At 60.9% G+C, this 20,291-nt stretch carries 21 protein-coding genes; 15 read left to right on the forward strand and 6 right to left on the reverse strand.

The genetic code is table 11. The features are described 5' to 3' along the window. Positions 1 to 41: 41 nt before the first annotated feature. Positions 42 to 713 (forward strand): Bax inhibitor-1/YccA family protein, encoded by a 672-nt coding sequence (locus IB246_RS01155; protein ID WP_007915443.1) that lies wholly within the window; start codon positions 42 to 44, stop codon positions 711 to 713. 65 nt (positions 714 to 778) lie between these two features. Here IB246_RS01155 and IB246_RS01160 read toward each other — a convergent pair whose 3' ends face one another. Continuing rightward, complete coding sequence (locus tag IB246_RS01160) at positions 779 to 1,216, reverse strand: Lrp/AsnC family transcriptional regulator (protein ID WP_008028095.1); 438 nt, start codon at positions 1,214 to 1,216, stop codon at positions 779 to 781. A gap of 135 nt (positions 1,217 to 1,351) precedes the next feature. Here IB246_RS01160 and IB246_RS01165 point away from each other — a divergent pair, with 135 nt between their 5' ends. Further along, a complete protein-coding gene (locus IB246_RS01165; protein ID WP_008039057.1) occupies positions 1,352 to 2,245 on the forward strand; it encodes a DMT family transporter in 894 nt (297 codons plus the stop codon). Here the strand turns inward: IB246_RS01165 and IB246_RS01170 are convergent, their stop codons facing one another. Together IB246_RS01170 and IB246_RS01175 are read right to left on the reverse strand one after the other, a co-directional pair. Next, positions 2,246 to 3,289 carry an FUSC family protein gene (locus IB246_RS01170; RefSeq protein WP_032832485.1) on the reverse strand — a complete coding sequence of 348 codons (1,044 nt, stop codon included), beginning with the start codon at positions 3,287 to 3,289 and terminating at the stop codon, positions 2,246 to 2,248. 44 nt (positions 3,290 to 3,333) lie between these two features. Next, on the reverse strand, positions 3,334 to 4,959 hold the full coding sequence (locus IB246_RS01175; RefSeq protein WP_008039055.1) for an NADP-dependent glyceraldehyde-3-phosphate dehydrogenase: 1,626 nt from the start codon (positions 4,957 to 4,959) through the stop codon (positions 3,334 to 3,336). 186 nt (positions 4,960 to 5,145) lie between these two features. Here IB246_RS01175 and IB246_RS01180 point away from each other — a divergent pair, with 186 nt between their 5' ends. The 10 genes from IB246_RS01180 to IB246_RS01225 all read left to right on the forward strand — a co-directional run bounded on the left by IB246_RS01180 (position 5,146) and on the right by IB246_RS01225 (position 13,981). Then, positions 5,146 to 6,033, forward strand: coding sequence for a Dyp-type peroxidase (locus IB246_RS01180; RefSeq protein ID WP_008039054.1), 888 nt, complete (start codon positions 5,146 to 5,148; stop codon positions 6,031 to 6,033). Between the two features lie 144 nt (positions 6,034 to 6,177). Continuing rightward, on the forward strand, positions 6,178 to 6,450 hold the full coding sequence (locus tag IB246_RS01185) for a hypothetical protein (protein ID WP_032832476.1): 273 nt from the start codon (positions 6,178 to 6,180) through the stop codon (positions 6,448 to 6,450). A gap of 147 nt (positions 6,451 to 6,597) precedes the next feature. Continuing rightward, positions 6,598 to 7,350 carry a GntR family transcriptional regulator gene (locus tag IB246_RS01190; protein WP_008039052.1) on the forward strand — a complete coding sequence of 251 codons (753 nt, stop codon included), beginning with the start codon at positions 6,598 to 6,600 and terminating at the stop codon, positions 7,348 to 7,350. After that, positions 7,347 to 9,077: a fumarate reductase/succinate dehydrogenase flavoprotein subunit gene (locus tag IB246_RS01195; RefSeq protein ID WP_008039051.1), complete on the forward strand. Its 1,731-nt coding sequence runs from the start codon at positions 7,347 to 7,349 to the stop codon at positions 9,075 to 9,077. Before IB246_RS01190 ends, IB246_RS01195 begins: the two co-directional genes overlap by 4 nt. Positions 9,078 to 9,102: 25 nt before the next feature. Continuing rightward, entirely contained in the window at positions 9,103 to 9,348 is a 246-nt protein-coding gene (locus IB246_RS01200; protein ID WP_007946457.1) for a ferredoxin family protein, read from the forward strand. Between the two features lie 236 nt (positions 9,349 to 9,584). Beyond that, a complete protein-coding gene (locus tag IB246_RS01205) occupies positions 9,585 to 10,991 on the forward strand; it encodes an ABC transporter substrate-binding protein (protein WP_008039050.1) in 1,407 nt (468 codons plus the stop codon). A gap of 128 nt (positions 10,992 to 11,119) precedes the next feature. Continuing rightward, entirely contained in the window at positions 11,120 to 11,902 is a 783-nt protein-coding gene (locus IB246_RS01210; protein ID WP_008039049.1) for an ABC transporter permease, read from the forward strand. Then, positions 11,902 to 12,750 carry an ABC transporter ATP-binding protein gene (locus IB246_RS01215; RefSeq protein ID WP_008039047.1) on the forward strand — a complete coding sequence of 283 codons (849 nt, stop codon included), beginning with the start codon at positions 11,902 to 11,904 and terminating at the stop codon, positions 12,748 to 12,750. The genes IB246_RS01210 and IB246_RS01215 overlap by 1 nt, the downstream gene beginning before the upstream one ends. Next, positions 12,747 to 13,709, forward strand: coding sequence for a HEAT repeat domain-containing protein (locus IB246_RS01220; RefSeq protein ID WP_008039045.1), 963 nt, complete (start codon positions 12,747 to 12,749; stop codon positions 13,707 to 13,709). Before IB246_RS01215 ends, IB246_RS01220 begins: the two co-directional genes overlap by 4 nt. After that, positions 13,706 to 13,981: a DUF971 domain-containing protein gene (locus tag IB246_RS01225; RefSeq protein ID WP_008039032.1), complete on the forward strand. Its 276-nt coding sequence runs from the start codon at positions 13,706 to 13,708 to the stop codon at positions 13,979 to 13,981. The genes IB246_RS01220 and IB246_RS01225 overlap by 4 nt, the downstream gene beginning before the upstream one ends. 50 nt (positions 13,982 to 14,031) lie before the next feature. On the opposite strand, the gene IB246_RS01230 is transcribed toward IB246_RS01225, so the two are convergent. Further along, positions 14,032 to 14,460: a nuclear transport factor 2 family protein gene (locus tag IB246_RS01230; protein ID WP_008027251.1), complete on the reverse strand. Its 429-nt coding sequence runs from the start codon at positions 14,458 to 14,460 to the stop codon at positions 14,032 to 14,034. Positions 14,461 to 15,264: 804 nt separating this feature from the next. Here IB246_RS01230 and IB246_RS01235 point away from each other — a divergent pair. Next, the gene (locus IB246_RS01235; protein ID WP_008027246.1) at positions 15,265 to 16,365 is read left to right on the forward strand and encodes a polyamine ABC transporter substrate-binding protein; all 1,101 of its coding nucleotides are present in this window, start codon (positions 15,265 to 15,267) and stop codon (positions 16,363 to 16,365) included. A 158-nt stretch (positions 16,366 to 16,523) separates the two neighbouring features. Here the strand turns inward: IB246_RS01235 and IB246_RS01240 are convergent, their stop codons facing one another. Together IB246_RS01240 and IB246_RS01245 are read right to left on the reverse strand one after the other, a co-directional pair. Next, the gene (locus IB246_RS01240) at positions 16,524 to 17,702 is read right to left on the reverse strand and encodes a cystathionine gamma-synthase (RefSeq protein ID WP_008039031.1); all 1,179 of its coding nucleotides are present in this window, start codon (positions 17,700 to 17,702) and stop codon (positions 16,524 to 16,526) included. Continuing rightward, positions 17,699 to 19,075 carry a pyridoxal-phosphate dependent enzyme gene (locus tag IB246_RS01245; RefSeq protein ID WP_008039030.1) on the reverse strand — a complete coding sequence of 459 codons (1,377 nt, stop codon included), beginning with the start codon at positions 19,073 to 19,075 and terminating at the stop codon, positions 17,699 to 17,701. The genes IB246_RS01240 and IB246_RS01245 overlap by 4 nt, the downstream gene beginning before the upstream one ends. A gap of 208 nt (positions 19,076 to 19,283) precedes the next feature. Here IB246_RS01245 and IB246_RS01250 point away from each other — a divergent pair, with 208 nt between their 5' ends. Further along, complete coding sequence (locus IB246_RS01250; RefSeq protein WP_008039029.1) at positions 19,284 to 19,670, forward strand: DUF1801 domain-containing protein; 387 nt, start codon at positions 19,284 to 19,286, stop codon at positions 19,668 to 19,670. Between the two features lie 138 nt (positions 19,671 to 19,808). Continuing rightward, positions 19,809 to 20,258, forward strand: coding sequence for a cupin domain-containing protein (locus IB246_RS01255; RefSeq protein ID WP_008039027.1), 450 nt, complete (start codon positions 19,809 to 19,811; stop codon positions 20,256 to 20,258). Positions 20,259 to 20,291: the final 33 nt, after the last annotated feature.

Below are 20,291 nucleotides of genomic sequence, written 5' to 3' on the forward strand. Positions count from 1 at the left end.
ATCTTTGCGACTGAACGTTTCAAACCAACAGGAGTGTCGCCATGCGCGAACAGGATTACGCAGTTAATAACAGCGTGCAGGCTGAGCAGCTAGAGGTTAGCCGCGTCCTGCGCAATACATACGGCTTGCTCGCTCTCACCCTCGCATTCAGCGGCGTGATGGCGTTCGTCGCCCAGCAGATGCGCGTCGGCTACCCGAATATCTTCGTGGTGCTGATCGGTTTCTACGGCCTTTTCTTCCTAACCAACAAACTCCGTGATTCCGCGTGGGGCCTGGTGTCGGCGTTTGCCTTGACCGGTTTCATGGGTTTCCTGCTCGGCCCGATCCTCAACCGTTACCTGGGCATGCAGGGCGGCGCGGAAGTAGTGAGCTCGGCCTTCGCGATGACGGCGCTGGTGTTTGGCGGTCTGTCGGCTTACGTGCTGATCACCCGTAAGGACATGAGTTTCCTCGGTGGCTTCATCACCGCAGGTTTCTTCGTGCTGCTGGGTGCGACGCTGGCGAGCTTCTTCTTCCAGGTCAGCGGTCTGCAACTGGCGATCAGCGCAGGTTTTGTGCTGTTCTCCTCGGTCTGCATTCTGTTCCAGACCAGCGCCATCATTCACGGCGGTGAGCGCAACTACATCATGGCGACCATCAGCCTGTATGTGTCGATCTACAACCTGTTCATCAGCTTGTTGCAGATCTTCGGCATCATGAGCCGCGATGATTAATCGTCGTCCATGAGTAAAAAACCCGCTTCGGCGGGTTTTTTCTTGCCTGCGATTTGGCTGAAGGCTCACGCCATGGGCGGCAATCGGCGTTTGACCGGGGTTTTCTTGACGATGGCGGTGTTGGTTTCGGCGTGGGTGTTCAGGCGGTCGAGGAGGGTGTCCAGTTGTTCCATCGAGCGCACGTGCAGGCGGGCGATGAAGCAGTCGTCGCCGGTGACCTTGTCGCACTCGGTGAATTCGGGAATCGCCTGGATTTGCCGCTCCACCTCTTGCAACTGGCCCGGCAACGGGCGGATTCGCACGATGGCCTGGAGTTGATAGCCGAAACACTTGGGATCAATCTCGACGGTGTAGCCCTTGAGCACGCCGCGTTCTTCGAGGCGGCGCAAACGCTCGGCGACGCTCGGTGAGGACAGGCCGCTGAGGTTTGCCAGCGCCTTGAGCGAACGCCGTGAGTCTTCCATCAACGCCGTAATCAGCACTTGGTCGATATCGTCAGTCATGGCGCTACCCCTGTAAGGTAATTAATCGAAACCGCCTTGATAAAAAAGGCAGATGTCGAGTTTAGCCTGCTTTTTGCGCTGGAGAAGCCCCCGGTTGGATGGGCATACTTTGGGCTCAATCACAGGAGTCTGATGATGGACAAAACACTTCGTCGCGGGTCATTCGAGATGACTGCCGCCATGCTGATTTCCGGGACCATCGGCTGGTTCGTGCTGGTGTCCGGGCAACCGGTGCTGGACGTGGTGTTCTGGCGTTGCGTGTTCGGCGCCGGCACCTTGTTGCTGATTTGCGCGGCTTTCGGCTTCCTGCGCCCCGGCATTCTGACCCGCACCACGTTCCTGCTGGCGGTGCTCAGCGGCGTGGCGATTGTCGGCAACTGGGTGCTGTTGTTTGCCTCTTACTCCCGCGCTTCGATTGCCATCGGCACCGCGGTGTATAACGTTCAACCGTTCATGCTGGTCGGCTTGGCCGCGCTGTTCCTCAACGAAAAAATCACCCTGCAGAAACTGTTCTGGCTGGGCGTTTCGTTTCTGGGGATGCTGGCGATTGTCAGCGCACATGGGCAACAGGGCGAGGGCGGCAACGATTACCTGATGGGCATCGCGCTGGCGCTTGGGGCCGCTTTCCTTTATGCGATTGCGGCATTGATCATCAAACGCCTGACCGGCACGCCACCGCACCTGATTGCGCTGATTCAAGTCAGCACCGGCGTGTTGTTGCTCGCGCCATTCGCGCACTTCTCGGCGTTGCCGCAAGCACCGAGCGCCTGGGCCAGCCTGGTGACCCTTGGCATTGTTCACACCGGCGTGATGTACGTGTTGCTGTACGGCGCGATCCAGAAATTGCCGACGGCACTGACCGGTGCGTTGTCGTTTATTTACCCGATTGCGGCGATTTTCGTCGACTGGTTTGCCTTTGGTCATCGTCTGGAAATGCTGCAATGGATCGGTGTCGCTGCAATTCTGCTGGCCGCCGCCGGCATGCAACAAGGCTGGAGCCTAAAGTTTCGGCGGACCGTTACACAATAATCAGATGTTCCAACACGGCGCGGTCTTGGCCAGGCGCTGGCGCATTTCGCCAATGTTGCTGGCCAGCTGCCGGATCAATAGCCGGTAGCCGTCCAGCGGGTTGTAGACCGGTGCGTCCAGGCTCGAATCCGCCGGCAGTTCGACGGGGCGATTCAGCCGCTGGGACGCGCCGGATTTCAGCGCCCGCGCCATCCCCACCAGTTGTACGCGAATCAGCCGATGCTCCGCTTTCAACGCCGATTGCAGATTCGCCATGGCGTCGGGGTCATTGGCATCGGGTCGGGTGTTGCCGAGGATTTCCAGAGTGCTGACGCACATGCGCAAATGGCGCTGGATGGCATCAAGTTCGGTCATTGAAATCTTCACTTCCTTGGACACCGACGGCATCAGCGAGCGCTGTTGCACCATCACCGTGTTCAGGCGATTCATCAACTTCACGTGCTCGTCATCAGTGACGGGTTGGCCATTGATGATGCGCCCGTAAATCGTCGCGCAATCGCGCAGCGCATCGGCCAGGTTGTAGCGCCAGGAGTAAACCGCGTACAGCGGCAGCGCAAAGGAAAACGCCAGGGCCAGGGCAATGCCGATCAGGATATCCACCCCGCGCCATAGGCCGTCGGTCACCGGATTATCGCCATGCCCGGCGACGATAAACACGGTGATCGCTGACAGCAGCGCCGTGTAACCGCCTTTGCCGATGGCATGGTATGAGAAAAATCCGCAGACCACCGACATCGCAAAATAGGTCAGCCACGGCATCCCGAGCCAGGCTTGTTGCGCCACCAATAACAGGCCGACACCAGCGCCGATCAAGGTGCCGATGGCGCGCTCGGCGGCTTTTTTGCCGATGTTGCCGTGGTGCTGCAAACCGCCGATCACCACCAGCATCGTCACCGACGCCCACTCACCGTGGGGCAGGTGGATGCCGGTGGTCAGCAGGATCGTCGCCAGCAACCCCAGCGATACACGCACGGCGTGAATCAATCTGGCGTGGCGATAGCGCCGGTACGGGTCCAGTAACGGACGCAGTGCCCGACGCAACAGTGGTGGCAATCTTTGGGCTCTGAAGGTGCTCAGGCTCGTGGTCCTCAGAAGATGTAGTCGGTGGTCAGGAAACTCGAACTGCGGCCGCTGATGATCTCGCTGATGAGGTCCTTGTTGGTCTCCTGGAACTTGGTCGCGACCAGCGTGCGAATAGAGAACACCCGCAGCGCATCATGCACCGACAAAGTGCCTTCGGCCGAGTTCTTGCGACCATTGAACGGATAGGTGTCCGGGCCGCGCTGGCACTGGGCGTTGAGGTTGATCCGTCCGACCTGGTTGGCGAAGGTGTCGACCAGACGGCCAACCGCCACCGGGTTGGTGCCGAATACACTCAGTTGCTGGCCGAAGTCCGACTCCAGGACGTAATCGATCACTGTGTCCAGATGCCGGTAAGGCACGATTGGCACCACCGGGCCGAACTGTTCTTCCTGATAGACGCGCATCTGCGGCGTCACCGGGAACAACACCGCCGGATAGAAGAAGGACGCGCGGGTTTCACCGCCATTCGGGTTGACCACACGGGCACCCTTGCTCACGGCATCCGCAACCAGCCCGTGCAGATAATCGACCTTGCCCGACTCCGGCAGCGGTGTCAGGGCTACGCCGCTTTCCCACGGCATGCCGGGTTTTAGGCTGGCGAGTTTGGCGTTGAATTTGTCGATGAACGCCTCGACCACGTCTTCGTGGACGAAGAGGATTTTCAGCGCGGTGCAGCGCTGGCCATTGAACGACAGTGAACCGGTGACCGCTTCGTTCACGGCGTTGTCCAGGTCCACCTCAGGCAAAACGATGCCAGGGTTTTTCGCATCCAGACCCAGCGCTGCGCGCAAACGGTGCGGTTTCGGGTGGAGTTTTTTCAGGTCGCTGGCGGCCTTGTTGGTGCCGATGAACGCGAAGATATCGATCTTGCCGCTGGCCATCAGTGCGCTGACCGTCTCGCGGCCGCTGCCGTAAATGACGTTGATCACACCGGTCGGGAAGCTGTCGCGGAACGCTTCCAGCAGCGGACGAATCAGCAGCACGCCGAGCTTGGCTGGTTTGAACACCACGGTGTTGCCCATGATCAGCGCCGGAATCAGCGTGGTGAAGGTTTCGTTCAGCGGGTAGTTGTAAGGTCCCATGCACAGCGCCACGCCCAGCGGCACGCGGCGGATCTGCCCGAGCGTGTCCTGTTCCAGCTCGAAACGACTGGAGCGGCGATCGAGTTCCTTGAGGGCGTTGATGGTGTCGACGATGTAGTCGCAGGTGCGGTCGAACTCTTTTTCCGAGTCCTTGAGGTTTTTGCCGATCTCCCACATCAGCAACTTGACCACGGCTTCGCGCTGTTCGCGCATACGCCCGAGAAACGCTTCGACGTGCTGGATGCGTTCGGCCACGCGCATGGTCGGCCACAAACCCTGGCCCCGGTCATAGGCGCGGACGGCGGCGTCGAGCGCGGTCAGCGCGGTGTCGGCATCGAGCAGCGGCGTGCTGCCGAGGATCACTTGTTCGTCGCCATTTTCGCCGGTCAGGTACACCGGGCTGCGGACTTGGGCGAGGGGGCCAGCCCAGGTTTTCAGTTCGCCATCGACCAGGTATTCACGTTGCTCGGTCTGGCCGTCGAGACGGTACTTTTCCGGGATGTCGCTGGCGTCGGGAAACAGGTTGCCGAGGATGTGTGCTGTGGTCATGTCGCTACTCCATGTGATGTAAGCCATGCGGTGGCGGCTTGCAGTTCAGAATTCACTTCAAAGGTTATACGCCTTATTGCCTCGACTTTTTAAGTGCCGGGGTCAAGATCCGGCGATCTTTTGACCTGAGAACACACAACGGCCGACGCTGCGGGTAAACTTCATGCTCTTTATTAAGGAGTTCATATGAGTTACTACCAGCCGGGCATCCTCGCCACCCCCGTTCCACCTCAAGCCCGTCATATGTTCTTCGCGCTGGAATCCGTCGATGCTCTGCCGGCCGCGCTCGACAAATTGATGCTGCTGGTGGACGGGAAGTCGGCGGTGGCCGGTTTCGGTGAATCCCTGGTCAAGGCGCTGCACGTGCAGATCGACGGGCTGCGGCCGTTTCCGGCACTGACCGGCGTCGGCGTCGATAACCCGTCGACCCAGCACGCGCTGTGGTGCTGGTTGCATGGTGTCGACCGTGGCGAGTTGCTCAATCGCGCCACCGCCATCGAGGCCGCGCTGGCACCGGCCCTGCGCCTGGTGCAGATGAACGAAACGTTCCGCCACCTCACCGGCCACGACCTGACCGGTTACGAAGATGGCACCGAAAACCCGCACAACGAAGCCGCCGTGGCTGCCGCGCTGGTCGGTGAGGGCGCTGACGGTGTGGTCGGTGGCAGCTTTGCCGCGATCCAGCAGTGGCAGCACGACCTGAAGGGCTTCCACGCGATGCCGTCCGAAGAAAAGGACAACATCATGGGCCGTCGCTTGAGCGACAACGAAGAAATCGATGATGCGCCGATCTCTGCCCACGTCAAACGCACCGCCCAGGAAAGCTTCGCCCCTGAGGCGTTCGTGGTCCGCCGCTCGATGCCGTGGATCGAAGGGGATCGCGCTGGTCTGATGTTCCTCGCGTTCGGTTTCTCCCTCGACGCCTTCGAAGCCCAATTGCGGCGCATGAGCGGTCTGGAAGACGGCATCACCGACGGCTTGTACCGCATCAGTCGGCCGATCACCGGCGGCTACTACTGGTGCCCACCGCTGAAGGACGGTCGACTGGATTTGCGCGCACTGCGCGTCGGTTGATCTGTAGGCGCACGGCTTACCGGTGATGGCGATTTCACGGGCGCCATCGCCGGCAAGCCGGCTCCTACAAGTACGCGTGTATGCCGGGAATGTTCGGTTGACGCCAATCCTGTAGGAGCCAGGCTTGCCGGCGATGGCGATTTCATGGACGCCATCGCCGGCAAGCCGGCGCCTACAAGTGCGTGGGTGTGCCGGGAATGTTCGGTTGACGCCAATTCCGTAGGAGCACGGCTTGCCGGCGAAGGCGATTTCATGGACGCCATCGCCAGCAAGCCGGCTCCTACAAGTGCGTGGGTGTGCCGGGAATGTTCGGTTGGCGCCAATCCTGTAGGAGCCAGGCTTGCCGGCGAAGGCGATTTCATGGACGCCATCGCCGGCAAGCGTGCCGGGAATATTCGGTTGACGAGAATCCTGTAGGAGCCGGCTTGCCGGCGATCCATGCAGCGCGGTGCGTCAGGTGCCGCGCCATCCCACGAATCTAACCTTATTCTCAAACAGTATTTCTCAACCCCAGTACTAGAACTCTAAGATCACGTCATAACTCGTTATAACAAGTGATCTGCCATGACCGATAACGTTCTCTCCCTCAGCAGTGTTCCTTTGCACACTCAACTGCGCGACGTCTTGCGTGCCCGCATTCTCGACGGCGAATACCCGCAAGACAGCCAGATGCCTTCGGAAAGCGAGCTTGGCGCGTTGTTCAAAGTCAGCCGCATCACCGTGCGCCAGGCCCTCGGCGATCTGCAAAAAGAAGGGTTGATCTTCAAGATTCACGGCAAGGGCACGTTCGTCGCCAAGCCGAAAACCTTCCAGAACGTCAGCACCCTGCAAGGCCTCGCCGAGTCCATGACCGGGCGCGGCTACGAGGTGATCAACCGCCTGCGCAGTTTCAAATTCATCCCCGCCGACAAACTCGTCGCCGAGCGTTTGCAGGTGGCCGAAGGCGAGATCGTGGCGCAGATCAAGCGGGTGCGCCTGATCAACCGCGAGCCGATCTCACTGGAAATCACCTACCTGCCCAAAGCCATCGGCGAACGGCTGGAGAAGGCCGATCTGGTCACCCGCGACATCTTCCTGATCCTCGAAAACGACTGCGGCCTGGCCCTCGGTCATGCCGATCTGGCCATCGATGCCGTCCTCGCCGACAGCGACCTGACCCAGGCACTCAACATCGAACCCGGCTCGCCGATCATGCGCATCGAGCGTCTGACCCACGATGCCAGCGGCCAACCCGTGGACTTCGAACACCTTTACTACCGTGGCGATGCCTTCCAGTACCGCCTGCGGATCGACCGGCACAAAGGGGCGCAGGCATGACAAGAAGTACCCTCGAACAGGAATACGACATCGTCGTGATCGGCGGTGGCACGGCGGGTCCCATGGCGGCAATCAAGGCCAAGGAGCGCAACCGCGACCTGCGCGTGTTGCTGATCGACAAGGCCAACGTCAAACGCAGCGGCGCGATCAGTATGGGCATGGACGGCCTGAACAACGCGATCATTCCCGGCCATTCCACGCCGGAGCAGTACACCAAGGAAATCACCATCGCCAACGACGGCATCGTCAATCAGGCAGCGGTCTACGCCTACGCCACCCACAGCTTCGAAACCATCGAGCAACTGGACCGCTGGGGCGTGAAGTTCGAGAAGGATGAAACCGGCGACTACGCGGTGAAAAAGGTCCACCACATGGGCGCTTACGTTCTGCCGATGCCGGAAGGGCACGACATCAAGAAAGTCCTGTACCGCCAGTTGAAACGGGCGCGGGTCAGCATCACCAATCGCGTGGTGTGCACGCGCTTGCTGTTGGACGAAGAGGGCGCGGTCAACGGCCTGATGGGCTTCGACTGCCGCACCGCCGACTTCCATGTGATCAAAGCGAAAGCGGTGATCCTCGCCTGCGGTGCCGCCGGGCGCCTCGGTTTGCCGTCCTCGGGTTACCTGATGGGCACCTACGAAAACCCGACCAATGCCGGCGACGGTTACGCCATGGCTTATCACGCCGGGGCCGAACTGGCGAACCTCGAATGCTTCCAGATCAACCCGCTGATCAAGGATTACAACGGCCCGGCCTGCGCCTACGTCACCGGTCCGTTGGGCGGCTACACCGCCAACAACAAGGGCGAGCGCTTCATCGAGTGCGACTACTGGAGCGGCCAGATGATGTGGGAGTTCCACCAGGAACTCGAAAGCGGCAACGGCCCCGTGTTCCTCAAGCTCGATCACCTGGCCGAGGAAACCATCCAGAACATCGAAGAGATCCTGCACAGCAACGAACGCCCGAGTCGCGGCCAGTTTCACGCCAATCGCGGCACCGATTACCGCACGCAGATGGTCGAGATGCACATCTCGGAAATCGGTTTTTGCAGCGGGCATTCGGCGTCGGGTGTGTGGGTCAACGAGAAGGCCGAAACCTCGGTCAAGGGTTTGTACTCGGCGGGTGACATGGCCGCCGTGCCGCACAACTACATGCTTGGCGCGTTCACCTACGGCTGGTTTGCCGGCACCAATGCGGCGGATTTTGTCGCCGGTCGCGAATTTTCAGCGGTCGATGCCAAGCAGATCGAGACAGAGAAAGCACGGGTCTATGCACCACTGGACCGCGAGCACGGACTGCCGCCGGCCCAGGTCGAGTACAAGCTGCGACGCTTCGTGAACGATTACCTGCAACCGCCGAAAGTGACCAAGAAGATGCAGATCGGCCTGCAGCGTTTCAGCGATATCCAGCGCGATCTCGATCAGATCAAGGCCCACAACGCCCACGAACTGATGCGCGCCATGGAAGTCAGCATGATCCGCGACTGCGCCGAAATGGCCGCCCGCGCTTCGTTGTTCCGTGCTGAAAGTCGCTGGGGGCTTTACCACTATCGGGTCGATCACCCGCAACGCAACGATAGCGACTGGTTCTGCCATTGCCATTTGAAGAAGGATGAACACGGCCAGATGAGCAGTTTCAAGAAAGCCGTCGAGCCCTACATCATCCCGCTGGATGCCGAAGAAATGCAGGCCTACGACCGGCTGCGTGTCGGTGCCTTTGCGGCCTGAGCCTGACTATAAGAGAGACCGACCAATGGCCTATCAACCCCAGGAAATTTTCTTCCGTTCCAACGCGCCCGTCACGGTCGACGAGGACCTGTGCATCGCCCACAAAGGCTGCACCGTGTGCGTCGACGTCTGCCCGATGGACTTGCTGGCGATCAACCCGGCCACGCAAAAGGCCTACATGGCCTTCGACGAATGCTGGTACTGCATGCCCTGCGAAAAGGACTGCCCGACCGGGGCGGTGAAAGTCGAAATCCCTTATTTGCTGCGTTGACTGACAGGACGCCATCGCTGGCAGGCCAGCTCCCACAGGGATTTTCAGTGGGACACGGATTTCGCTGGCAACAGAGAACCTTGTGGGAGCTGGCCTGCCAGCGATGAGGCCCGCCCAGACAACCCAAAGCCATCCGGAAACACCGGACGCTGGATTCACCCAACACCCCTCGTTTCCCACCACGCCCTGATCGTGGCGGAGACGAACATCCTATAAATGATTCGAGGGGATTCACCATGTTATTGCGTGCAGCATTGGCCGGTCTGGTACTGGCTTCTTTCACCTTGTCGGCTTCCGCCGAAACCATCCGCATTGCCATCGGCACCCAGGACACCACGATCAACTGCGCCGCCGGCGGCCTGTTGATTCGCGAGCTCGGCCTGCTGGACAAATACTTGCCCCACGATGGCCAATACAAGGACGCCAAATACGAGGTCGAGTGGAAGAACTTCACCAGCGGCGCGCCCCTGACCAACGAGATGGTCGCCGGCAAACTCGACTTCGGCGCGATGGCTGATTTCCCCGGTTCGTTCAACGGCGTCGCGTTTGAAACCGCCGGCAAGCACAGCCTGTTTATCAGCGTGCTGTCGGGCAGCATCAAGGGCAGCGGCAACGGCATCGTCGTGCCGAGCGCTTCGGGCGTGCAGTCGCTGGCCGAGCTGAAGGGCAAGACCATTTCCGTGCCGTTCGCCTCGACTGCCCATGGCATGTTGCTGCGCGCCGTGGCGGCTCAGGGTTGGGACCCGCTCAAAGACGTGAACATCATCGCCCAGCCGCCGGAAGTCGCCGGTTCCGCGTTGCAGGCCGGGAAGATCGACGCCCACGCCGACTTTGTGCCGTTCGCCGAACTGTTCCCGAGCCGAGGTTTTGCTCGCAAGATCTATGACGGCTCCCAGGCGAACACGCCGACGTTCCACGGTGCGCTGGTCGATCAGGCCTACGCGAAAAAGTACCCGGAAATCGTCGTCGCGTACCTGCGCGCCAGCCTCGAAGCCAACCAGTTATTGGCGGCAGAACCCGAGAAGTACAGCGAGTTGATCGCCAAGGTCACCGGCGTCGATGCCGAGGTCAATTACCTGTTCCACGGCCCGCTCGGCGTGCAGACCCGCGACCTGAGCTGGAAGCCGGAATATCGCCAGGCGGTCGGCACCGCCATCGACACCCTCAAGCTGCTGAAGAAGGCTGATCGCGGTCTCGACCTCAACACCTTCATCGACGACCAGTACATCCGCGCCGCGTTCAAGGCATCGAAGCTGGACTACACCGCGCAACTGGCCAACTACGGCCAGACCCCGCTCAAAGCAGTGGATGCCTTGAGTGGCAAAGCCATTACCGACTTCAGTCATGTGGCCGAGATCTGGGTGCGCGGCGAACCAAAAGTCCGGCAGTACGCCTCGGCGGAATCGGCGTTCACCGCATTGGCCGGTTTGAAGTCTGAAGGCAAAAACATCCGCGCGGTGTATGCCCAGGCGAGTGACAGCGGGATCAAGTTGCTGGCGGATCAGGCGTGGTTTGCCAGTGACGCGAAAGGGCGCCTCAGCGCGTTCCTGCTCAAGGGACAGGCCCAGCAATTCGCCACGGCCCAGGGCGGCAAAGTCCTCGACTTCACCGACGCCACCACCCAGGCGGTTGCGGCCCGCTAAAACCCCAGGCACCGCTCCCCCTGTAGGAGCCAGCTTGCTGGCGATGGTGTGTCAGCGGAAGAAATATCGACTGACACTCCATCGCCAGCAAGCTGGCTCCTACAGGGGTTAGGTTGAGAGGAAGAATTGTGTACCGATCATTTATCCGCTGGATTCCAAGAGCAGCCTCGATTCTGCTCTGCCTTTTGTTCTGGCAACTCGCCGCCAGCCACCACTGGAACCTCGGCCTGGTCACCTTCGCCAATGTCCCGACACCGCTGGCGGTGATCGAAGCCGCTTTGGGCCTGGGTGATTCCGGCAAACTCGCCCAGCACCTGAGCAGCAGCCTCGGCCGGGTCTTCACCGGTTACCTCGCGGCGCTGATCATCGGCATCGTGTTGGGCCTGGCCATCGGCCGTTCGAAATGGGCCGAAGATTTGCTGCTGCCACCGCTGGAAGTCCTGCGCCCGATCCCCGCCGTCGCCTGGATTCCCCTGGCGATCCTGATGTTCCCATCATCAGAACTGTCGATGGTCTTCATCACCTTCACTGGCGCGCTGTTCCCGATCCTGCTCAACACCGTGCACGGCGTCGAAGGCGTCGACCCACGCCTGATTGCCTCGGCGAAAAGCCTCGGGGCAGGGCGTCGGGCGATTCTGCTGGAGGTGATTCTGCCGGGCGCCGCGCCGAGCATCATCACCGGCCTCGCCATCGGCATGGGCACCTCGTGGTTTTGCCTGGTGACCGCCGAAATGATCTCCGGCCAATACGGCATCGGCTATTACACCTGGGAGTCCTACACCATCCAGAACTACGCCGACATCGTCGTCGGCATGTTGCTGATCGGCGTGCTCGGCATGGGCAGCAGCCTGCTGATCAAACGGTTGGGCGGGTTGTTGACGCCTTGGCATCGTCCACGAGGAAAAGCCTGATGAGCGTATTTCAACACCTTGAAGGGCGCATCGATATTCGCGGATTGTCGATCAGCCTCGGGGAGGGCCGTGCCGCGTTCGAAGCCGTGCAAGGCCTCGATTGCCAGATCGAACCGGGGCAGTTCGTGTGCATTCTCGGCCCCTCCGGTTGCGGCAAATCGACCTTGCTCGGCGCGCTGGCCGGACACCTGCAACCTCGCGCCGGCAGCCTTAAAGTCGATGGCGAAGACGTGTCGAGTCCTTCGCCCCAGCGCGGCATGGTATTCCAGCACCACACGCTGTTCCCTTGGCGTACGGTGCGCGACAACGTCGCGTTCGGCCTGAAAATGCGCGGCATCGGCAAGGCCGAACGGCACGAAGCCGCCGATGAAATCCTCGCGCTGGTCGGCCTCGAAGGGTTCGCCGAGCGCTGGCCGGATCAGTTGTCCGGTGGCATGCAGCAGCGGGTGGAAATCGCCCGGGTACTGATCAACCGTCCGCGCCTGTTGCTGATGGACGAGCCTTTCGGTGCCCTCGACGCGCTGACCCGATTGAACATGCAAGAGCTGCTGCTAGACATCTGGGCGCGGATTCGCACCACCGTGGTGTTCGTCACCCACGACATCGACGAAGCGTTGTTCCTCGCCGACCGGCTGCTGGTCATGAGCACGCGTCCCGGGCGGATCATCGAAGACCTGCGCCTCGACTTCCCTCGGCCACGCACCAGCGAACTGGTGACAAGCCATGAGTTTTCCCGCTTGAAGCGCCATTGCCTCGAATTACTGCGTCACGAAGACGGTCGGCAGCTACCGCGCCTGAACCCTCTCGGACTTCCCCCTGAAAACAAACTGCCGCGATTTGCCCTATGACCTCTCTATTCGATGTAACCGATAACGATGACATTCTCGCCCTGCAACCGCGCCTGACCGATGCCGACGCCGGCGTGCGCCGGATCGCCCTGATCGAATTGGCGGACCTGGAAGAGCCGGACGGTTTGCTGTGGCTGGTCGATCGACTGGCCGAAGACCCGACCGCAGAGGTCCGCGCCGAAGCCGCGCGCCTGCTTGAAGCCTGGGAGGATGCGCCGGTCGTCGAGGCGCTGTGCCAGGCGTTGACCGATCCGGCGCCGGCCGTGCAGGCCGCCGCCGCGCAGAGCCTGAGCCTGCTCAAGAGTGAAGCCGCAGGCCGGGTGATTCTGCCGTGGACCGGGCATGCCGATATCAACGTGCGTATCGCCGCGTTCCGGGCGTTGCGCGAATTGCGTTTTCCCGATGCCGCGACCGCTGCCTTGTCGGCGCTGGGCGATGCGGACGCCAGCGTTCGCCGCGAAGCTGTGGGCGTGCTCGGCTGGCTCAAACAGCTGGATGCCTTGCCGGCCCTGGCGACGCTGGCCAGTCACGACCCGGACACCGAAGTCCGTCGCGCCGCCACGGGAGCCCTTGGCCTGGCCTCCGATGCACACGTCCTGCCGGCCCTGCGCCAGGCATTACAGGACGGCGCCTGGCAAGTGCGCGAAGAAGCCGCGACCACCCTCGGCAAGGTCGGTCATACCGACGCCGGCCCGGCATTGGTCGAAGCGTTGAGCGATGATTATTGGCAAGTGCGCCTGCGCGCCACCCGCAGTCTTGGTCGCTTGCGTTATGCCCCGGCGCTGGACGCATTGATCGAAACCCTCGGTCATCGCATCAGCAACCTGCGCAAGGAAGCCGCATTGGCCCTCGGCGAATTGAACGATAAAGGCGCTGTCGCACCGTTGCAGGCCGCGCAGAACGACGGCGACCCGGAAGTGCGCAAAGCGGTGCGCATTGCCTTGAGTCAGTTGCAATGAACCCGCTGGCGATCGGCAATTCCCGGAGCAGACAGCAGCTGCGGCTGAACTGGCCGGATGGCCGTGAGCAGTTACTGGATCATGCCGAGTTGCGCCGGCAATGCCCGTGTTCGCAGTGCCGGGCGTTTCGCTTGAAAGGGTTGACGCCGAGGGTCGATGACCGAGTGCAAGTCATCGAATTGAACGCGCAGGGCTATGGCCTGCAACTGATTTTCAGCGATGGCCACGAACGTGGCATCTACCCGTGGCCGTATCTTTCGAGCCTGGCCTGATGACGCGCCTCACCGGTGAGTGTGCCCGCCGATGAAGCGCTGCGCAGTGGTCAGGCTTTGCTGGCGGCCAGGAAAGCGCCCAGTCGGCGGCCCATCTCTTCACCCAAGGCTTGCAAGCCACTCAGGGGGCGGACCATCACCTCGAATTCAACGATTTTTCCTTGTTCGTTGAAGCGGATCATGTCGATGCCCTTGAGCTGTTTTTCACCGACTCTGGCGCTGAACTCGAGGATGACGTTCAAGCCGTCCGCAGTCGACAATTCGCGGTGGTACTGGAAATCCTCGAACACGCCGGACACCGTGTTGAGAATCATGTTGACCACCGGCGCCCCTGGATAAGGCGTGTGCGCCATCGGCGAGCGGAAAACCACTTGCGGGTCCAACAATTCGGGCAAGGCCTTCAAGTCAGCCTTTTTGATCATCGCGTGCCATTGGTTCAAGGATTGTGCGGCGTTTGGATGCAGTTTCAGTTCTGACATTTTCAACTCCTGTATTTTTTGTTGTTCTGCAAACGTCGGCGAAGACTGTACATCAAAGGGCTTGAAGGGAAACCCTCCGGCAGCAAAACCCTCGGCCACTGGTTAGTATTTTTCCGTCCTGACGTCCGTCGCCATGGGCAAAATCGTTCTAAAAATTCCGGGGCGCGGTTCGGGAGGGTGTACTAGTCTAGAACTTGTAGGTGAAGACGCAGACTGATGCGCAAGCGGATGGCAAGGACACGTGGGGCGCGTTCCGAAGGGTACACGGTTAGAAAGATCTCCGCGCTGAGATCCAGCCCTTATGCCGTGTGAAGCAGAAGAGCACAAAACTCTTCTGTGAGAGTCCTGATAAACCTTGTAAGCCGGAGACCAGCGCCGGCCACCTACTCGAATCCCAAAGCCCGCCTTGTGCGGGCTTTGTCGTTTTCGCTTTCTCCCGACACCTTTGTAGGAGCCGGCTTGCCGGCGATGGCGGTGTATCAGCCAACACTAATGCTGATTGATCCACCGCTATCGCTGGCAAGCCAGCTCCTACAGTGGGATTGCGTACAACATGGCGATGTCGTTTTCGCCATCCTCCACCGGATCCACCGGGACACCGATATTGGCCATTTCGATCTCCTTTTGGCCGACCTCGCACTATGAACTCACTCGTTCGTCAGCAAGAATCGAAGCAGCATTGCTGTTTCAGCATGCTTGCGAATCCACAACTGAAATCCTGTTTTCCTTGCCCTGGGCAATTTTTAAGGCCTGCCGTGTACAGAACATAAAAACCAACGAGCGACACATTTGGGGAATTCATTCATGGTCATGATGAAACGCATACTGGGCGCCACTGTTTGTGGGCTGACGCTGTTGGCCAGTGCCGTGCACGCCGAACAGCGGGAATTGCGGGTGTACAACTGGGCGGACTACATCCTGCCGTCCGTGCCCAAGGACTTCGCCCAGAAAAGCGGAATCAAAGTGACCTGGGACACCTTCGACACCAACGAATCGCTGGAAGCCAAGCTGCTGACCGGTAACTCGGGATACGACCTGGTGGTGCCGTCGAACCAGTTCATCGAAACCCAGATCAAGGCCGGTGTATTCCAGAAACTCGACAAGTCCAAGCTGCCGAACTGGAAACATCAGGACCCGGCACTGCTCGCATTGCTGGACAAGAACGATCCGGGCAACCAGTACGGCGTGCCCTACATGTACGGCACCGTGCTGATCGGTTTCAACCCGGCCAAGGTCAAGGCCGCGCTGGGCGAGAATGCGCCGGTGGACAGTTGGGATCTGGTGTTCAACCCGCAGAACATGCAGAAGCTGAAATCCTGTGGCGTCGCCATGCTCGACTCACCTTCGGAAATCCTGCCGCTGGCGCTGCACTATCTGGGGCTGGACCCGAACAGCCAGAACCCGGACGACTACGAAAAAGCCAAGGCATTGATGCTGAAGATTCGCCCTTACGTCACCTACTTCAACTCCGCCAAGTACATGACCGACATCGCCAACGGCGACATCTGCGTCGCCATCGGCTATTCCGGCAGCTTCTACCAGTTCGGCAATCGCGCCAAGGAAGCGGGCAACGGCGTAGTGGTCGATTGGCGCTTGCCGAAGGAGGGCGCGCCGATCTGGTTTGATACCTTTGCGATTCCAAAAAGCGCGAAGAACGTGGAGGAAGCCCACGAGTTTCTCAACACCTTGCTGGACCCGAAAGTCATCGCCCCGATCAGTGATTTCCTCGGCTACCCCAACGCCAACAAGGACTCGCTTGCGCTGATCAACAAAGAGATCACCGGCAACCCGAACCTGACGCCGACCAGCGAAGCGTTGAAAACCCTGTATGTGGTGCAACCGCTGCCGCAAAAGCTTGAGCGGGTGCGCACACGGGTTTGGACGAGCATCAAGTCCGGCGAATAAGGCCCAAGACGGAGCGCAATCGGCCGGCCTTACGCATTCCCCTGTAGGAGCCGGCTTGCCGGCGATAGCGGTAGATCAATCAGCATTAATGTTGGCTGACACACCGCCATCGCCGGCAAGCCGGCTCCTACAGGGGGCATGCCACAGCCCTTTGTTTTTCAGATCCGCGTCAGCGCCTGCGCCAGGTCGGCACGCAGATCCTCGACATCTTCAACTCCCACGGACAACCTCACCAGCCCGTCGCCAATCCCCAGCTGTGCGCGGGTTTCTGCGGGGATGGTGGCGTGGGTCATGATCGCCGGGTGCTCGATCAGGCTTTCCACGCCGCCCAGACTCTCGGCCAGGGCGAATATCCGTACGCTCTCAAGGAAGCGTGTGGCACCCGCCAGATCACTCTTCAGATCGACAGAAATCATCCCGCCGAAACCGCGCATCTGCCGCTTCGCCAATTCATGCTGCGGGTGCGACGGCAGGCCCGGGTAGTAGACGCGCGCCACTTGCGGCTGGCGCTCCAGCCATTGCGCCAACTCAAGCGCGTTGCTGCAGTGACGCTCCATGCGCAGCGCCAGGGTTTTCACGCCGCGCAGGGTCAGAAACGCGTCGAACGGGCCGGCGATTGCGCCCACCGAGTTCTGCAGGAAACCCAGGCGTTGCGCCAGTTCCGGGTTCTGCCCGACCACGGCGATGCCGCCGATCACGTCGGAGTGGCCGTTCAGGTATTTGGTGGTCGAGTGCAGCACGATGTCGAAACCCAGCTCCAGCGGGCGCTGGATCCATGGGCTGGCAAAGGTGTTGTCGGCGACGCAGATGATGTCGCGGTCGCGGCAGATACGTGCGACGGCGGCGAGGTCGGTCAGGCTCAGCAACGGATTGCTCGGCGTCTCGACCCAGACCATTTTGGTGTCGTCCTGCAACGACGCTTCGAACGCCGCGAGGTCCGTCAGGTCGACGAAGCTGAAGCGGTGCCCGGCGCTGCGTTTACGCACCTTGTCGAACAGTCGGAACGTCCCGCCGTACAGGTCATTGCCGGACACGATGTGCGAACCGGCGTCGAGCAGTTCCAGCACCGTGGAAATCGCCGCCAGCCCGGAGGCGAACGCGAAGGCCTGGGTGCCGCTTTCCAGGTCGGCGACGCAACGCTCCAGGGCGAAGCGCGTCGGGTTGTGCGAGCGCCCGTAATCGAAACCCTTGTGCACGCCAGGGCTTTGTTGCAAATAGGTGGAGTTGGCATAAATCGGTGGCATCAATGCGCCGGTGGTCGGGTCCGGCGTTTGCCCGGCGTGGATCACCCGAGTGGCAAAGGCGCGTGCCGCGGCGTTTTCATCGTGTTGACTCATGCAAGGGATCTCCGCAAATGATTGAGCAGGTCGACGCGAGTAATCAGGCCGTGGAAGCCCGAGGCGTCGGCGATGATCGCGACCAGCCCGCGATCGAGTTCTGCCTGCAGCTTTTCCAGGCTGGCGCTGGGCGGCAGGGTTTCTACTTTGTCGGTCATTGCGCTGGCCACGGTCAAGCGGAAGTGTGAAGGATCTTCCTGCATGCCCAGCAGAATGTCGGATTCGTCAATCACGCCGACCAGTTGCTTGCCGTCCGCCAGCACCGGCAATTGCGACACATCCGCCAGGCGCATGCGCTGGAATGCCGTCAGCAACGTGTCGTCCGGGCCGACGCTGATCACCCGGCCATCCTCGAAACGTCGTGCGATCACATCGCGCAGGTCGCCATAAGGTTTGCGCTTGAGCAAGCCCTGATCGTTCATCCACTGGTCGTTGTAGACCTTCGACAGGTAGCGGGTGCCAGTGTCGCAGACGAAGCTGACCACGCGTTTGGGCGTGGTTTGTTCGCGGCAGTAACGCAGCGCCGCCGCCAGCAGGGTGCCGGTCGAGGAACCGCCGAGAATGCCTTCGGCGCGCAGCAGTTGGCGGGCGTGATCGAAGCTTTCCTCGTCGCTGATCGAATAGGCGTGGCGCACGCTGGACAGGTCGGCAATCGAGGGGATGAAGTCTTCGCCGATGCCTTCCACCGCCCACGAGCCGGGCGTCTGCATGGTGCCGCTGCGGCTGTATTCGGCCATCACCGAACCGATGGGGTCGGCCAGCACCATTTCCAGATTGGGCTGTACGCGCTTGAAGAAACGGGTCAGCCCGGTCAGCGTGCCGGCCGAGCCGACGCCGACGACAATCGCATCCACGTCATGCTGGGTTTGCGCCCAGATCTCCGGTGCGGTGCTGCACTCATGGGCGAGCGGGTTGGCCGGGTTGTTGAACTGATCGGCGAAGAATGCGTCGGGAATTTCCAGCGCCAGCCGTGCGGCGACGTCCTGGTAATAATCGGGATGGCCCTTGCCGACATCGGAGCGGGTGATGTGCACCTCGGCGCCCATGGCCTTGAGGTGCAAGACTTTCTCGGTGGACATCTTGTCCGGCACCACCAGCACCACCCGATAGCCCTTGGCGCGACCGACCAAGGCCAGACCAAGGCCGGTGTTGCCGGCGGTGGCCTCGACGATGGTGCCGCCAGATTTCAGCCGGCCGTCGCGCTCGGCTTCGTCGATCATCGCCAGGCCGATGCGGTCCTTGATCGAGCCGCCGGGGTTCTGTGATTCGAGCTTCAGAAACAGGGTGCACGGGCCCGTGTCAAAGCGGCTGACGCGCACCAGCGGCGTATTGCCGATCAGTTCAAGCACGGCAGGGCGGGAGTCGTTCGGCATGTTGTCACCTCTTTGCGAAAATTCGCACGGGAAGGACAGCAACCGGCGGCGAGCCATCGCACGCCGGTCGCCAGCAATGCATCGTTTGGACCATAGGCCGCGAATGCGCCTCTCGCAACTTTGTGCGACCAGCCGGTCACCTGATTGCTGGAGAGAATCCCCGAGTCGGCAATACTCAAGCGACCACCATCAGTCGAGGGCGAGCACCATGACGAAGGAAAGCAGCGGGGGCGAATCGGCCTCTGCGCTGATCGACGCACGAATCAGGGAATTGAATGACTGGCGGGGCGAGACGCTCGCGCGCGTCAGGGCGATCATCCAACAGGCAGACCCCGACGTGGTCGAGGAGTGGAAGTGGAGGGGCGTACCGGTGTGGTCGCATGCCGGGATCATCTGCACGGGCGAGACGTACAAAACAGCGGTGAAAATGACCTTCGCCAAAGGCGCTGCGCTGGACGATCCCGCCCATCTCTTCAACGCCAGCCTGGAAGGCAATACCCGCCGGGCGATTGATGTGCATGAGGGCGAGGCGCTTGATGAAAAAGCATTGAAGGCGCTGATCCGGGCGGCGGTGGTGCTCAACACCTCCAAATGAGTCGGCCGGTTTGTATCCCCGTGTATCCCTCGGGGCCGCAGCTATCTTGGCTTACAAAACCATGGCATCCGCGACACGTGCCCGATACACGACGGCCGCCTAATGGGGCACCACAACGGTATCACCCGGAGAAATGCCATGTTCCGTATCAACGCTCGTCACACCGCCAGAATGCTTGGCGTCGCTGTTGCCACCACTGCCGCACTCGCGGCGTTCTCCGGGATGTCTCAGGCCGAGGAAGTGAAGGCCCCTGCAAAAAGCTGGCAGACAGGGATTCATCGCACCGATCTCCTGAAAAAGGACCTCGACGTCGACGGTCGTGAAGTGATCCAGGTACGGGTTGATATCGATCCGGGCATCTCGTCGCCCAACCATTCCCATCCTGGCGTGGAAGTGGCTTATGTCATCGACGGCACGTTCGAATATCAACTGGAAGGGCAGCCACCCGTCACGTTGAAAACCGGTGATTCGCTGTACATCCCGGCCGGCGTTGCGCACGTCGCGAAGAACATCGGAACCAAAACCGGCTCCGAACTGGCAACGTACATCGTCAAGAAAGGCGAACCGCTGGTTGTGATCAAACAGTAAGCCAAAGGCACGCAAATCCCCTGTAGGAGCCGG

Source organism: Pseudomonas sp. PDM01 (genome assembly GCF_014852325.1).
Taxonomy (GTDB): Bacteria; Pseudomonadota; Gammaproteobacteria; order Pseudomonadales; family Pseudomonadaceae; genus Aquipseudomonas; species Aquipseudomonas migulae.